Origin of the sequence: Terribacillus sp. AE2B 122, assembly GCF_902497585.1 — a bacterium.
In the GTDB taxonomy this organism is placed as follows: Bacteria; Bacillota; Bacilli; order Bacillales; family Amphibacillaceae; genus Terribacillus; species Terribacillus saccharophilus_A.
In genome coordinates this window covers 142,390-157,822 of the sequence record NZ_LR700944.1, presented here as the reverse complement: position 1 = coordinate 157,822, position 15,433 = coordinate 142,390, and the positions used below count along the sequence as shown (strand labels likewise).

The window sequence follows — 15,433 nt, the reverse complement described above, 5'->3', positions numbered from 1 at the left end:
TAATATGCTGATTTATTGATTTTATTTCAAAGGATAAGGCCAATAATAAATGGAGGGAGTGATTCTGTGAAACAGATTAAAAAGTGTATTTTTTGTCATGAGATGAAGGAAACATCAGAGGAACACATATTTCCAGATTCTTTAGGTGGAAATCTAATAATAGATAATGTTTGTAAAGGATGCAACAATAGACTTGGTGAAAAAGTAGATACACATCTTGTAAACCATGGCCTGATGCAGCTTGCTAGACAGACCAAAGGATTAAAGGGAAAAAAGGGAAGGTTACCTAACCCTATAGGAGTCGGTAGATATAGAGATGACCCTGAAACAACCCTACATTATAAAATTAGTGATGATGGTAAGCCAAATTCTCTTTATGTTGTCCCTAGGGTAAACAAGGAAGAACATAAATATGAAATAGTATTTGATGCCAGTAAACCGGACGAACTTGTTAACACTATAAACAAGATTCTAACCAGGAATGGTCAAGAGAAAAAAACAAAAGATGAAATATTATCAAGTGCAAAATACATTAAAGATGAAAATCCTATAATGGATGTAGAAATGACTTTCGATATGAATAGTTATAAAAAAGCAATTATAAAAATCATTTATGAAATGACTATTTACTGGCTTGGAGAAAAGTTCTTGGATGATCCTATGGGATTAAGAATACGTAATTATATTCTATCCAATGATTCAGAAGTAGAAGGATTAATTGGAAAAGTAGGTATGGTAAAGAGCAAAGATACTGGATTTGCTTTTTTAGCTAACTCTGATTCTCATACAGCTATTTTAAAGAAAGATGGAAATAAAGTTCTCTGTTACGTAAATATATTTAATATTTTTTGGGGTGGATTAGCTGTAACAGAAAATGTAAATCTTTTTGAAAGCATAGAAGATCGTTTCTTAACTAATGATATAGTAAAAAAAGAAATAAGAGAAAGTACGCTTATCGAGGAAATAATAAGGATTAGTAATTAAAAATGGTCAGCCTGATGAAGCTGACCATTTTTTTGTGGTATTTTTCAGAGAGAATACTTAAACTGTGATATAGAACGAGGTGCTAGAGGATAGGCACTTGATTATTGTATTGCCGAGGGATATAGGGAAGAAGCAGCATATAATAGAGATTAAAATGAAAAGATTGAATTAATAATAAAAAATCGGTTGTCGCCAAGTGTTTTGGGATTAAGTGAATCTTATTTTGAGGTAAATCCTGCAGCAGCATATTCAGTATCACGTAATTATCACTGGTTACAAGGTGAAAACCAAGGTTATGACCGAACTGAAGTGGTATATAGGGAAAAGAATGGTCTATGGAATAAGTTAGTAGAATATTTTCAAATAGCAGTAAGATGTGCTGTAATAATTATTATTGCTCTTACAATAATAGGTAATCTATTCCTATAAGTCTTTTAGAATAATGTAGATAGTTTTTAATAGGAAGTAAGAAGTCTTATTCTTTAAGAAATGCTTTTGTTCTTCTGAATTTATTTGAGTTTTACATATGCATTGATACGGGGAATGCCCCATTCCTCTCGGGTATATTTAAAGATGTATATAAGGAAAATTTCACGAACCATATTTCATATAAAATCTGTATTGATAGATAACTATCTTTTTCATATATATTTCGAAGCTTCTCATTTTTTTTGCCTCTTAAATAACTACGGTGAATAATACAATTAAGTAAATAAGGTTTGTATGTATATGTAGAAGAGTTTGATGATAGCGTTAGCGTGTTCGGCTGCCTCAAATCATGATAAAATATCCTTTTTATTTATTAAGTTAATAAAAGGAAAATTTATTTTGATTGCATAGGGTAGGGAGAAGGGAAAAGATAATACAATCCTGAAGATAGAAGAATACAAGGAATTATTAATAACTTGAAGGCTATAGTACGTATACAATTACTTAGAGAATGTTTAAAAACAAAGGATTAGTATATAATTAAAATTAAAATAGATTTTGGAGGATTACGCATGAAAATTAAAGAATTAGAATTGGAAAATTTTCATGGTTTTGAACACAGGCACATTGAATTTAACGAAGATTTCACGGTACTAGTAGGAGATAACGGTACAGGCAAAACTGCAATCTTAGATGGTCTAACAATAGCTTTAGGTGCATACTATAGTGGATTTAAAGGTGTTAAGTCTAGATATTTTAGGAAAGACGAAATACACACGAAACATTATATGTTTAATAAGAGATTGGATATACAAGAACAATACCCAGTAAAAGTGAAGGCAAAAGGTAGTATTGAAGGTCAAAATGTTTTGTGGTCTAGAGAAATCAATGATAAAGGAGGGACAACGACTAGTAAAAATGCAAAAAGTATCATGAACTTTTCTAATCAATATCAAACAGACGTAAGATTAGGAGTCGATACAATATTACCTATTATTTCATACTATTCTACACAAAGACTATGGGTACAAAGAAATGATAGGAAGAGCGTCGGACCTGCAAGATTAAGATATGATAGATTAGAAGGTTATGAAAATACATTAGAACCAGTATCTGATATAAAGAAAATTTTCAAATGGATTGAAGAAATGAGGTATATAGAATTACAAGAACAAGAGCCAATAGATATTCTCAGCGCAGTAAATAGCGCAATTGCCGGATGCGTGGACGATTGTAAATTTGTAAGATATGATGTCAAACATCGAAAACTAATGGTTTTTAAGAATAACGAAACTGAGCCTATACCTTTTGAATTATTAAGTGATGGATATCGTAGTGTTATAGGTTTAGTAGCAGATTTAGCTAGTCGTATGGCTATTCTAAATCCATTTTTAGGAGAGAGTGTATGTAAATCAACACCAGGAGTAGTTTTGATAGATGAAATTGATTTGCATTTACATCCTAAATGGCAAAGAAAAATCGTGAATGATTTAAAGAAAGCCTTTCCCAAGGTACAATTTATTGTTACGACACATTCTCCTTTTATAGTTCAATCCCTGGAACCAGGAGAATTAAGAAAACTTAATAAAATCGATAATGATGAATTTGTATCAAGCGAAGAGTTTGTAAGTAAGAGTATTGAGGATATTTCTGAAAAAGTAATGGATTTAAAAGGTGTTCAAAGAAGTGACAAACTAAATGAAATGTATAAAGCAGCCCAAAGATATTACACTTTATTAAATCAGGGAGTTGTAGAAACGGACCCTGAGTTAAAGAGTATCAAGGAAGAGTTAGATGATATAGAGGCATTATATAGTTCGGATGTTGCTTATTATGCATTTTTAAAAATGGAAAGAAAGTCTGCAGGGATGGATTAATGAGGCCGGTTGATAGGGGAGATGTCCCTAAAAATTATGATGATAACGTGTTTAAGCCTAAAACATACCAAGAATTTAGGGAGTTTCTAATTAAAAGATTAGGTTCTTATTGTAGTTATTGTGAAAGACCTATCTCTCATAATGTAGCAGTTGAGCATATAAAACCAAAGGACAGTAATAAGTCTCTTGAAAAGGAATGGTCGAATTTATTGCTTGCTTGTACAAATTGCAATTCAACTAAAGGGAAAACTAAAGTTATCTTAGCAGCGTATATTTGGCCAGATTTAGATAATTCTGCGTTAGCATTTAATTATTCATCATCAGGGAGAGTAAATATTAATCCAAGCATTTCTCAAGTTAATAGATATAGAGCATTAAAGACTATTAAATTATTAGGATTAGACAAAGAACCTTCATATGATCCAGTGATGAGTGGAGACACGAAGGATCAAAGGTGGAGAGAGAGAAGGACGGTTTGGGAAGTTGCTATACGTGCATTAGAAAGATTAAGAAGAAATGATACAAATGATTTTAGAGAACAGATAGTAGATACCGCTTTAGGAAGAGGTTATTTTTCAATTTGGATGAGTGTTTTTGTAAATGATAACGATATGTTAAATAAATTCGTGAAAGCTTTTGTAGGAACAGCTAACGACTGCTATGATTGTGATTATAATCTGATTTTTAGGCGGACTGGTAGGTTATAATCTACTTGCCCATAAAGAAATTCATGGACTGAAATGTTGATGGAATAAGTATACCTTGCCGTATGACTAGGTACTAGTCTAAGTGCATTGATATTTTCTATAAAATAGTCTTGAATTATTTATTAGCATGGAAGTAAATTGATTAATTAAAAAAAAGCTTACCGAAAATGGTAAGCTTTTCTTAATTAAAGCACTGTTCTACAATAACTCTTTAATTTGTTCATAAATATAATCTTTACTCAACCACCAAGCTTGCTTTGTCATATAATCATCCGTGAAATTTTCTTCTTCGTTCTCTGGACGACACTTCCAATTGGCTGGGTGAGGTAATATTCTGGAATTATTCATCAATTTCTTTTTAGGAACGCCTTTTTCTACAACATCTTTATAGTATTTTGATCTGTATTGAGAAACTTGGGCGTCTGGGCGAAGATGTAAAATATCTTCAAGAGATGGTTTGATAAAATTGTTTTTGATTCTATTTTTGGTGAAAGTTAGTTCCACACCATTTTTTAATTTTTCTACCTCTGTTTTCCATACCCTTTCTACTGGTCCATCTATATCAGGAGTTGTCATACTCCAAAATTTAGCTCCTAAAAAGACAATTTTCTCGGAATCTGTTTCATAAGAATCACTATTCTTTTTCTTTTTGTTAAAGTCATTAAAAACTAGTAATAGAAATTTTGTCTTTTCTAAAAAGTCGTAAACTCTTGATTCCTCCCAAGATTCTTGAACTAGTTCAGTAAATGAAGGGATTCCCAAAAATTTAAAATGTTCTTTTGATTTTGAGTCCCTTAAAGTGACCGTTTTCAAACAGATTTCTGCTTTTTCAATCTCTTCTGATGTGACTTCATCTGTAGTTGTTGGTAATTTGAGAATCCCACGGATTATTACGTTGTTAATATTTTTTACTGAGTTCTTTTCATCTACTATGATATTTAGTTTCTTAATCAAATCACTTTGTTTCATGCCATAATAGGGAATGAATCGGGAGATAATAATTTCCTCAAGAGTTTTCTGTTTCAACTCACTTACGTCTTTCACAATACTGTTAATTGCTTCGGTATGGTTTTGTCCAATAATATGATTATTTATTAGTTCATTAATGAATTTTGGTTTAAATGAGTACGCTCTAGGTTTTGCGGGAATACCCGTATTCTTTTGCCTTGTGAAAGCATTGCTAGTGTTAGATTTCGTGCATGCCCCTAAATAATTTGTCATCCCTTCGGATAGTAGTTCAGCTTTGTCAGTATTTATATATCCGGATATTTTCTCCCAATCTTGTTTAATAATCTCTAAGTCTTTATTAGATATTTCTATTACAGTATCTTTAGGTAAATTGAAATCTTTTAATTGTGTCATCGAAAGAAGATTAGCATATTTTACTTCAAATTTCGTCTTATCTTCAATCATTTCTCCGCTAGATATCTTTTTCTTATCTGATACATCCCGTCTATAATACTGAATTAATTCAATTAATTTATTCTTATGCCAAAATGAGCTTTGTTCAAATGACTTACCATACTCGTTTTGGTAATTAATCATATTCAATACTAGTCTCTCACCAGCAATTATTCTTGTGACCTTATTCTTTTTCGTTTGCATATCTATAGGGGTCACTTTTAATTCCACACCAGCTTCTGGAAAATCTGGTTCGGCATAATTGTCTGCAGGATGATCAAACCAGACTTGTTCTATTACATTTCCCGGATAAGATTTATTTTTTACATTCATAGAGCTATTTAAATCGATTTCTCCAAGTGTTTTTCCTTTTGCTTCTAATGCTCTTTTATGTACTTTCTCCTTAGTATTATAAACACTACTCAAATCAATCTACTCCTCCAATATATCGAAAAAATTGTCAATTATAGTATATCAATAATCTTAAGAATTGGATGGTAATTACGATTATAATTTACCATCTATAAAGTAAGACAAAAAGGTTGATCTTTTATAAATCTTTTATTATAATAAAAACATGGAAAAAAACCGAAAGGATGTTCGGTGTGATAAATGTAATAGAATTATTTGCAGGTGTTGGAGGTTTCCGGATTGGTTTGGAGGCTGTAGGTGGATTTGATGTTGTCTGGGGTAATCAATGGGAACCTTCCAAAAAAGCACAGCATGCCTTTGATTGCTATGCCCGGAACTTTTTGGGCAAGGGGCAACACTCTAATGAGGATATAAGCACTGTTGATATCGATATATTTAAGAAAAGAAATATAGATATGATAGTTGGAGGCTTCCCTTGTCAGGATTACTCAGTCGCTAGAAGTCTTAATGGCGAGAAAGGTATTACAGGGAAAAAAGGTGTTCTTTTTTGGGAGATTACCAGACTCATGAAGGAGACAAGCCCCAAATATGTATTGTTGGAGAACGTTGACCGTTTACTGAAATCCCCATCTAAACAACGTGGAAGAGACTTTTCCATAATGTTGGCCAGTCTGAGAGACCTTGGTTATACAGTGGAATGGAGGGTCATCAATGCTGCTGAGTATGGACAAGCCCAGAGGAGAAGAAGGGTATTCATATTTGCTACAAAGGATGAAACGTCATATGTCTTAAACAGAGAGAGTAAGGAAGATAGTGAAATGATTCATAAGGAAGGCTTCTTTGCTAGTATATTTCCGGTGAAAGATATAGTATCAGAAAAGAAAAAACCTAAATCATTCATTATGAAAAGAGACTTGGTGGAAATATCTGATGTGTTCTCAATGGATTATTACAATGCTGGTATCATGAGAGGTGACGTAGTCTATACAGAAGAAGTGATTCCACAGGATGAAAAACCTATAACTTTAGGTGAAATCCTGGAATCCAATGTTGACGACAAATATTATCTGTCTGATGCAGCAATTGAGAAGTTCACTTATCTAAAGGGTCCTAAAAAGATAGAAAGAACATCTGCAACAGGTCATAATTATGTATTTTCTGAGGGAGGCATGGCATTCCCAGAATCATTGGATAAGCCGGGAAGAACAATGCTGACTAGCGAAGGGACAATCAACAGAAGTACCCACGTAGTAGAGGATCCTCAAACGAAAAGATTACGTATTCTGACACCCATTGAGTGTGAACGCTTGAATGGTTTTCCAGACAATTGGACTGATAGCATGACTGATAGAATGAGATATTTTTGTATGGGTAATGCGTTAGTAGTCGGTTTGATTGAACGTATGGGGAAAAGGATAATTGAGATTGAAATAGAGAATGCAAATGGGAATCAAGTGGAACTTGATTTGATATTCTCTGAAACTGATTATTAAATAAACAGAGGCTCTCCTATTTTATTGTGGAGAGCCTTTGTTTATATACCAGCTTTGCGTTATCGATAAATTCACTTATTTTATTAATCGTTATATCGAAATCGCTCCTGATTTCATGCTCCCATATATGATGTATGTTCCAATCAACCTTCTCATAATGATTGGTGACTTCCATATCACGTTGTTGATTCCTCATTAGTTCTTCTGTCCAAAACTCTACATTAGATTTCGGTATCTTTCCATGTATAGGGCAGAAATGCCAAAAGTATGAATCAATGAATATTACTGTTTTGTATTTTTTGATGGCGATGTCTGGGGTTTCCTTTAATGATTTTACATTCCTCCTGAACCTATATTCACGTTGCCATAATTCAGTAGTGACCAATGTTTTCAATTTTGAAACCGCCCTGATAGAACTCATCATCCTACTTCTCTCTTCGGTAGTCTTTGGATTTTTCATTAAAAGCGACTCCTTGTAGTGTTTTTAATTTATAGTACCTAACTGTTATCGATATTAAACATTGAGACTTTTGCTAGATAAAAAATAACTTTCTTGATAGCATTTACTATAGAATTCCTGCATATAGTAGAATGTAAATATCGTTTTAGCTATCTTAAATTTGAATCTAGAAAAGGTATTATACTGCTTATCGAAAAAAAAGGTGGATTAATACTCTTTGGGGCGAGGCATGTGAAGATAAGTTGAAGTATTACTGGAAAGGGTTGATTTTTTGAGAGTGAAGTGCCCTATATGTAATGAGATATTCAAAGAATCGGATTATGCAATTATTGATAAATTGTATACGGTAATGCATTTTAAATGTTATGACTACAAGTATCCAGTTTTAAATGCAAGTTCTTTTGAAGAATTGCAACTTAAATATCTTGTTAAGTAATCAATAATAATTATCTCATTTTATTTCTTAATGTATCTTACAGAGAGATTTATAATATTATATTCAGTAGGGTGATGTGAAAACATGAGAGATGGTTATCAGCTTTTTATGCAAAGATTTAATATAGACGAGGACCAACTTATACAATTTGGAGTTGATGAGACCATATATATAGTAGATTCAATTGTAAAGAATGAGTGGCTACAGTTAAAGAGAAATATTTATTCTGGAGAACAGAAGATATTTATTAGAGGCTATGGAAGAGATGCTAAGGGGACGGAATTATATATGGATTTATATCAGGAATTATTTGGTCACAATAATTTCTTTAAAGATGCTACAAATAATGCAGAACCCACAAAAATTATTAGAAGACTAACTAGCTATTCTAGACAAGAAAAGCCAACTATTAAATATAAACGATTAAGGAATTATCAAGTATCCCATATATTCGGGAAGACTAAGAATCCTTTCACTTTTACAGCTCCATGGAATATTGTATATGTACCGAAAATAATGGATCCGTTTACGGGTCATGAGAGCAAAGGTGCATTAACTGAAAAATTTCAAAGAGATTTCTCGACACATTTCTATAACTATTATCGAGATTATATAGAAGAATTTAATGACATTATGTCAGATTTAAGACCATTACTTATTAGATATCTAGTGGAAAACAAAGTCTTGATTACTGAAAAATTTAAGAAAGACTCTATTGAGCAATTCAGTCCAATTACAGAATGGAACCGAGAAGAGAACCTTAAAATATATTAAATTTTGTTTTACCTGTTTTCCTAGTAAACGAAAAGAAAAAACTGAATCCTGCTATCCTCTTGCAACGAGGATAGCAGGATTCAAGATGGTGGTTGCAGATGTTTATGCACGTTCATCTCTGATAATGTTATGTTTTAGCCTCTTTCATCAAAGAAGAATGATAATGCAACAAATTAATAATTCTCCTCGCCATCTCAGAAGGCGTCGCATCATACCCAGCTCTAATCCACTCCAATATCCAGCCATAGATTCCGTAGGCTCTATAATGAGTGAAATAATCTGCATTAATCTCAGATGCCTTATCTCCTATAAAAGAAAATCGATTCTGGAAGATATCCTTCAGTACCTCTAACAAAGCTTCACGGATTCCTGGTATCGGATCTTGAATAACAAGTAAGTCATAGTAATGGTTGTTGTCCTTTATATACTGAAAAACATCTGTTTCATTTGGATTCATTTTCGTTAAATCAAGGATGGGGTTATCGCGAACCGGTTTGCAGAACTCATAACAGAAACGCTCCATTTCCAGTTCGATCATTTCTTTGGCTAATTGCTCTTTGCCGTCGTAATGGACGTAAAAGGTGGTGCGGTTGTAATTGGCTTCGTCTACGATATCTTTTACTTTAACTTTGGAATAGCCTCTCTCTAATACTAGTTTCTGAAACGTTGCTATTAAGGTGGATTTCGTGCGCTCAATTCTTCGGTCTGTTTTTGGCATGATTTTCCCTCGCTAGATACTTTCTCTGTGATATATGATTTTAGACATTTTATTTTTTCTGTTGAAAAACTATACAGTACTATCCTCATAGTTGAAAACCCATACATTTTCAGTTTTTCAGTGATTGAAACGCTACTTTCTGATTCTTTATACTTAGGTTAATTATATTATAAATCTCTTTAATATAATTGGAAAATGTATAACTGGGGGAATTAGGATGGAAATCCAAGCAATGTTAACCACTAAAGAAAGCGATTTCAACAAACAAACACTGCAGTTGGATGAGCCAAAAGCTGATGAGGTGTTGGTACGAATTGTTGCTTCGGGTGTTTGTCACACAGATGCAACTGTTCTTGATGGCTCGCTGCCAGTACCATATCCAGCAGTACTAGGACATGAAGGTTCAGGGATTGTAGAAAGAGTAGGCAGCAATGTTACTACTGTTGAACCAGGGGATCATGTCGTACTAGGATTCAGTTATTGCGGTCATTGTGATAACTGTCTGGAAGGTAATGCAGGCGGCTGTGAAAACATGATGGAGCTTAACTTCGCAGGTAAAAACAAATATGGTGTATCACCAATTCATAAAGAGGAACAAGAAGTGTCACAGTTCTTCGGCCAATCTTCTTTCGCTACGTACAGCACGGTAGATGAGAAGAACGTGGTGAAAATTGATAAAGAGGCTGACCTTCGTCTATTGGGACCACTTGGCTGCGGTCTAATGACAGGCAGTGGAACTGTCTTGAACTCCCTTGCTCCAGAAGCTGGTACAAGCTTTGTTGTATTCGGTACAGGAGCTGTAGGTCTGTCTGGTATGATGGCTGCGAAAATCGCTGGCTGCTACCCAATCATCGCTGTAGATATCCATGACAGCCGTTTGGAATTAGCAAAAGAGCTTGGTGCAACACATACAATCAACAGCAAAAATGAAGATCCTGCTGAAAAAATCAAAGAAATCACTGGTAAAGGTGCGCATTACTCTTTGGAAACAACAGGCGTTCCAGAAGTAACGCTAGCCGCAATCCGCTGCCTGCGTGTGAAAGGCGAATGTGCAACAGTTGCCGTTGGTAAACGTGACCTGACAATCAACGTTACCAATGAAATCATGACAAAAGCTGTAACACTGAAAGGTGTTGTAGAAGGCGACGCTGTACCGCAATTGATCATTCCAAAACTAGTGAAGTTCTATCAAAACGGTCAATTCCCATTCGATAAATTGGTGAAATTCTATGAAATGGATGATATTCAGCAAGCATTTGAGGATTCAGCGAATGGGTCTACTATTAAGCCAATTTTGATTATTGATAAAGAATATCAAGCTTAATTAAGTTAATTCTAAAAAAACGTTCAGCTACTATGTGCTGAACGTTTTTGGTTAGTGTAAATAAGTCATAAATATATAGTAATATGTGTGAAAAGGAATCCTCAACTAAAGAGGTAAGTTTTTAATACATTGTTAGATTTTTTTAAATTAAGAAGGAGTTTTTATCAAAACAATTCATCATCTAAATCTTTAATCTCTTCTAGAATTTCCTTTAATCTATTAATATTATTGATAAATTCCTCGTACGATATTTCCTCAAACTGTTTTAGCCCTTCACCGTATGGATCACTATCATATATTTTAACTGAAGCACCTGCTTTGGTTAATTCATCAATTAAGGATTTGAGTTCTTGTAGTTTATCTGGATCATCACCATCAGTCTCTGCAAGGTAATTATTATTTTGGATTTTTTTTCTAATATCGATAAGACCTAAATTGCTATATCTCTTTATTAAGCTAAGGTATTTGGTAGATGGATCTATAGAATCAATAGTTATTGCAATAATGCCCAATAAAATGTCACCTCCATTCAAAATTCATCCGTTATGGTTTGCATGTTTTCCCCGAGAGTGAAGTTGGTATGAGGAAAGGAATTAGTGGATTACGATTGAATGTTAATCAAGGGAATGCACTCTTATAAAAAGAATTTAATCGTACTCTATCCATACTTTTTCTCTAGAATCTTCTAGGAAGTCAATTAATTCTCGTACTAATTCTGGTAATACACCTTTTATATATTCTGATTGCTTAACTTTATTTAAATCAAATTGTTTCAGCTGTGTTATGGTTAGAGCTCTATCAGGGATCATCCATGGAGAGTCATCATACCATCCTTCATGATTGTAATATTCCTCTAAGATTCCTTCTTTATCAAGTTCTATATATAATAATGAGTCTAAGATACTTTCAAAGTAACCAATCCACATACTGAATTTATGATGATCGTTGAAGAAAACAAGTTTAGATTCGCCTTCAAATCCGTCATAATACTTGTTATATGTCACTTAATATCATCCCTTCTAATGTTTTTCTTGCATAATTAACTATTTGGGAGTCGCTTGTATATTATCAATTGATTTAGTAACTGTTCAGGGTTGCTGTACAAGTATTTAGAAGAATAATAAATAAGGAGCTCTTTTTCTTAGGACTACTTATTTATTATTTTTCTAGCTAGTAAAGCTTTAACATTTATAAACTGAAAAGATTTAGCAACTTGTTTCTTAGTTTCCTTTGGTCCAAATTGCTTCCCCATTAGTAAGTGATATAAGTATAGGTGGATTATCATAAAGGGAAAGCTCTATTAAAGGGGTATCGTTGTTTTTTACCCAGTTATAAACCTCATCTTTTTCTTCAACACCTGGTTCATTCAGAATTTCTTCGACTTTCATTCTTTGAAATTGACATCCTCATCTTCTAGTCCATTATCAGTTTCAAATACTGTATCTAACCTACTGGAAGCTTTAGCACACTATCCCATTCTATTACTAGTTTATTTCTCTCGTTATCGATTAAGGCTTTTATTAGAGAATCATATCCCATTAGATCTCCTCTTTCTATAATTTCATTTGATACTTGATGGTCTTGCAGGTACTATGTGAGATCCGTTTTTGAGAGTAAATATTGGCTAAAGGAAGGGCAGTAGAATTCCAAGATGAGGACGAAGGTAGAGAGGGAGTTTCCTTTCTGATTTAAAAATGCTCAGCGAGATGATCGCTGAGCGTTTTATTATTATATAAACTATTTCTTACTTAACTAGGAATGCTTTGGAAAGAATCCATCCATTCAAACCATATGAGGACTGAATTTTATAGTAACGATAGCTCTTTGACTTTACATAGCTTAGCATCTCTTCACTATTCTCGTAATCCATGGGCCAATAATGTCTATTTCATCTTCTAATATGTCTAGTATTATACTTTGAGGAAGTTGCTCTTCGAAATGAAATGCAAAACCACCTTCAAATAGCAAGTCACTATATTATCCATCATCGTCTATTATTTTTATTATTAGTTTTGATTGTTCGAAGTCTACATTATAACTAAGTATTCTACTATCATGGATACTGTTCATTTGTTATTTACCTTTAGAAGAATATCAAAAGCATATTTCGTAATAGCAGCTTTGACTTGTTCTCATTCGTCTTCTTCTAATCTTTTAACTTCTCCTATCTTTTGTTCAATCCAATTCAAAGTTAGTTCTGCTTCTTCTTGGGTAATTACCTCACGTTTGCATTTATATTTATAGTTTTCATATGCCCATATTAATATTATTTTTACAAACTCAATTGTCTCTAATTTACAAATGGGTTCAGTATCATCTTCTTCTTCATCAAAAAAAGGATCTTCTATTATGGTAACGTCTTTATATGAAGTTACACTAGATGCGTTTCCTCCATGGTCATATCTGGGTATGTGCCCTTTTAATAATTTTATATAATTATCCACATCCTCTTTTAATTCATCTATCCTCAAGGAAATATCAGAACCAAGTGGATCACTTATCATATAAGAAAAATTCAATGAATCTTCTTGACTAAAATCTAAAATAACTTCATTGTACTTCTCTTTGAATTCTAATGAATAATTGTACTTTACCACTTTAAAACCTCCATTATATTCTTTAATACAGTGGATAAGCTGAAACAATTTTATCGTTTTTAATAATCATCTCAATTACCATTCCAGAATCCGTTTGTCCTCGATATCTATTATTTTTAAAGACTTCTTTATTATTAAACGCTTGATTAGTTGCATCAATAACTTGTTGGGGGGTCCACTCTTTAGGAAAGAAGGTAGACTTAGGTTTTTTGGGAACTCCGTCAACTTCAATATTTGCGCGATATACTCCATATTCATTTGGTGGATCAATATTCTCTACGACTTTACCTTTGCTATCGGGCATTCCCTCATAATGAAAACCGTTAGCTTTTCCATTTTTAAGAACTTCACCATCAAAAATATGATTTAGTCCGTTTTCTTTAGTACCCTGTTTAATGTTCTCTGTGTTTTTTAAATTCTCAAGCCATTCACTTTTCTTTATAGCGGACTGAGTAGCCTCAATCTTACCCTTATTAGCAGCATCCTTAACCTCATCTACCTTCCCAGGCTTTGCATCACGAAGCCCCTTACTCTTAGCAAGGTCGTCTATATTCTTCGCACCAGAAACAAGAAAAGGACTTCCTACCTTATCAAGCACTTTTGCTGGTTTAACAAATAGAAATACTCCGGCCCAAGCTCTTTCTTCGAGGGTGGCATCAGGTCCAAATAATGTAATGGCGTCCCCGAAGAAGAAATCAACTGTGCCTTTCACTGCACCAGCAAACATATTTTTTCCTTCTTCTTGCTTATACTCCTTCAAATCCTCCCGATTTTCCGGAATACTAGAAACAAATTCAAAAGCCATTCTTGATACAGCTGAGTCAGAGTTTGTATCGGTATATGCTCTTATGATTCGGCCATCTGCTAAAGTAAAGTATTCGCCATCCCATTCAAATCGGTCATCTTGAACTGTTTTGCTGTCTTTGATTTGATCTTGCAGAGTTTTGTACTCTTGTTCCGTGAGGGGGATTGGTTTGTCGCTTGTTAACGCTTGTCTGCCGTCGGCTTGTAATTTGAAGTCTTTATAGAAATTCTGCTTTGTCAGCTTTTCAGAACTATAACTATCGACAGTAATATTATTCTTATCAATTGCATTCTTCAGTTTAGCTAAATAAGTTTTCATTTGCTCAATATCCTGTTGGGGTTTATCAAGCTTCTTAGTCGCTTTGGCGTCCATGTCATACATATTAGACAGTGTTTCCGATAATTTCTCTTTTCCCTTGTTGATGGAATTGATGAATGGTTCACTATCTACAGATGGTACATTCACAATGTCTTTCACATAAAGAAGCTGCTGGTTAATGTCAATTGTTGTGGAGGTTAAGCTGGTTGAAGCTTTCACGAGCCTGCTCTTTAGTTCATCTTCTAAATAATCTTCCCGAATAAATCCATGCTCGTCCGATTCAAAGGAAAGAACCTCTTCGCTTACAGACAAAAGTGTCTCTTCATATTGTATCAAAAAGCTATTCATGAATTCGAGGAAGGGCTTGTGCGTTTCCTCAAAAAAAGAGCGGATGGAGTCGGCGGTGCTGCCTTCGAAGCCATCGTGAAGTGTCGTAACGCCGTTGATGGCTTGTTTGACATGTTCGATACTTTCCTTTGTTTGGCTGATAAATTTCTTCGTGCTGTCAACTTGCTGCTGGATGTCCTGTACATCTAAATTTTTAATTGTCCTTCACCACCTGATATATCCGTTAGCTGTTCGTTACTGTAATTATAATAAAGGAAAATTTTGGTGAAAGGGGAAATGGCAAAAACGATTCTTTTTTACCAGCACTAAATAGTCGGTTTTTGGAAAAACGCGACAGAAGTCTTAGTAACAATAAGAGGGGTATATTTGATTATAAAGCTGAAAATCATT

14 protein-coding genes are annotated in these 15,433 nt (G+C 33.8%); 6 read left to right on the top strand and 8 right to left on the bottom strand.

Annotated elements, in window-relative coordinates; genetic code table 11:
• The first annotated feature begins 66 nt into the window (after positions 1–66).
• The 3 genes from AE2B122_RS09185 to AE2B122_RS09175 all read left to right on the top strand — a co-directional run bounded on the left by AE2B122_RS09185 (position 67) and on the right by AE2B122_RS09175 (position 3,997).
• Positions 67–984: an HNH endonuclease gene (locus AE2B122_RS09185; RefSeq protein WP_175073860.1), complete on the top strand. Its 918-nt coding sequence runs from the start codon at positions 67–69 to the stop codon at positions 982–984.
• 1,001 nt (positions 985–1,985) lie between these two features.
• A complete protein-coding gene (locus AE2B122_RS09180) occupies positions 1,986–3,290 on the top strand; it encodes an AAA family ATPase (RefSeq protein ID WP_175073859.1) in 1,305 nt (434 codons plus the stop codon).
• On the top strand, positions 3,290–3,997 hold the full coding sequence (locus AE2B122_RS09175; RefSeq protein WP_175073858.1) for a retron system putative HNH endonuclease: 708 nt from the start codon (positions 3,290–3,292) through the stop codon (positions 3,995–3,997). The genes AE2B122_RS09180 and AE2B122_RS09175 overlap by 1 nt, the downstream gene beginning before the upstream one ends.
• Before the next feature lie 198 nt (positions 3,998–4,195).
• On the opposite strand, the gene AE2B122_RS09170 is transcribed toward AE2B122_RS09175, so the two are convergent.
• Entirely contained in the window at positions 4,196–5,824 is a 1,629-nt protein-coding gene (locus tag AE2B122_RS09170) for a Sau3AI family type II restriction endonuclease (RefSeq protein WP_175073857.1), read from the bottom strand.
• Between the two features lie 179 nt (positions 5,825–6,003).
• Here AE2B122_RS09170 and dcm point away from each other — a divergent pair, with 179 nt between their 5' ends.
• Positions 6,004–7,263: a DNA (cytosine-5-)-methyltransferase gene (gene dcm / locus AE2B122_RS09165; RefSeq protein ID WP_175073856.1), complete on the top strand. Its 1,260-nt coding sequence runs from the start codon at positions 6,004–6,006 to the stop codon at positions 7,261–7,263.
• Positions 7,264–7,279: 16 nt separating this feature from the next.
• Here the strand turns inward: dcm and AE2B122_RS09160 are convergent, their stop codons facing one another.
• Entirely contained in the window at positions 7,280–7,723 is a 444-nt protein-coding gene (locus tag AE2B122_RS09160) for a very short patch repair endonuclease (protein WP_175073855.1), read from the bottom strand.
• A 520-nt stretch (positions 7,724–8,243) separates the two neighbouring features.
• Here AE2B122_RS09160 and AE2B122_RS09155 point away from each other — a divergent pair.
• Entirely contained in the window at positions 8,244–8,933 is a 690-nt protein-coding gene (locus AE2B122_RS09155; protein ID WP_175073854.1) for a hypothetical protein, read from the top strand.
• Positions 8,934–9,060: 127 nt separating this feature from the next.
• Here AE2B122_RS09155 and AE2B122_RS09150 read toward each other — a convergent pair whose 3' ends face one another.
• Positions 9,061–9,651, bottom strand: a complete 591-nt coding sequence (locus AE2B122_RS09150; RefSeq protein ID WP_254593468.1) for a TetR/AcrR family transcriptional regulator — start codon at positions 9,649–9,651, stop codon at positions 9,061–9,063.
• A 217-nt stretch (positions 9,652–9,868) separates the two neighbouring features.
• On the opposite strand from AE2B122_RS09150, the gene AE2B122_RS09145 reads away from it, so the two are divergent.
• Positions 9,869–10,975, top strand: coding sequence for an NAD(P)-dependent alcohol dehydrogenase (locus AE2B122_RS09145; RefSeq protein WP_175073853.1), 1,107 nt, complete (start codon positions 9,869–9,871; stop codon positions 10,973–10,975).
• A 164-nt stretch (positions 10,976–11,139) separates the two neighbouring features.
• On the opposite strand, the gene AE2B122_RS09140 is transcribed toward AE2B122_RS09145, so the two are convergent.
• The 5 genes from AE2B122_RS09140 to AE2B122_RS19010 form a co-directional block, all read right to left on the bottom strand.
• A complete protein-coding gene (locus AE2B122_RS09140) occupies positions 11,140–11,487 on the bottom strand; it encodes a hypothetical protein (protein ID WP_175073852.1) in 348 nt (115 codons plus the stop codon).
• Between the two features lie 135 nt (positions 11,488–11,622).
• Entirely contained in the window at positions 11,623–11,979 is a 357-nt protein-coding gene (locus AE2B122_RS09135) for a hypothetical protein (protein ID WP_175073851.1), read from the bottom strand.
• Positions 11,980–12,195: 216 nt separating this feature from the next.
• Positions 12,196–12,363, bottom strand: a complete 168-nt coding sequence (locus tag AE2B122_RS19170; RefSeq protein WP_254593467.1) for a hypothetical protein — start codon at positions 12,361–12,363, stop codon at positions 12,196–12,198.
• 744 nt (positions 12,364–13,107) lie between these two features.
• Positions 13,108–13,572 carry a hypothetical protein gene (locus tag AE2B122_RS09125; protein ID WP_175073850.1) on the bottom strand — a complete coding sequence of 155 codons (465 nt, stop codon included), beginning with the start codon at positions 13,570–13,572 and terminating at the stop codon, positions 13,108–13,110.
• A 22-nt stretch (positions 13,573–13,594) separates the two neighbouring features.
• Positions 13,595–15,184 carry a T7SS effector LXG polymorphic toxin gene (locus AE2B122_RS19010; RefSeq protein ID WP_254593479.1) on the bottom strand — a complete coding sequence of 530 codons (1,590 nt, stop codon included), beginning with the start codon at positions 15,182–15,184 and terminating at the stop codon, positions 13,595–13,597.
• Positions 15,185–15,433 lie beyond the last annotated feature (249 nt).

What these genes read in the sequence shown, in the direction of transcription:
- AE2B122_RS09180 (WP_175073859.1), top strand. Translation starts at nt 1,986, where the DNA reads ATGAAAATTAAAGAATTAGAATTGGAAAATTTTCATGGTTTTGAACAC.
- AE2B122_RS09175 (WP_175073858.1), top strand. Translation starts at nt 3,290, where the DNA reads ATGAGGCCGGTTGATAGGGGAGATGTCCCTAAAAATTATGATGATAAC.
- AE2B122_RS09160 (WP_175073855.1), bottom strand. Translation starts at nt 7,723, where the DNA reads ATGAAAAATCCAAAGACTACCGAAGAGAGAAGTAGGATGATGAGTTCT.
- AE2B122_RS09155 (WP_175073854.1), top strand. Translation starts at nt 8,244, where the DNA reads ATGAGAGATGGTTATCAGCTTTTTATGCAAAGATTTAATATAGACGAG.
- AE2B122_RS09150 (WP_254593468.1), bottom strand. Translation starts at nt 9,651, where the DNA reads ATGCCAAAAACAGACCGAAGAATTGAGCGCACGAAATCCACCTTAATA.
- AE2B122_RS09145 (WP_175073853.1), top strand. Translation starts at nt 9,869, where the DNA reads ATGGAAATCCAAGCAATGTTAACCACTAAAGAAAGCGATTTCAACAAA.
- AE2B122_RS19170 (WP_254593467.1), bottom strand. Translation starts at nt 12,363, where the DNA reads ATGAAAGTCGAAGAAATTCTGAATGAACCAGGTGTTGAAGAAAAAGAT.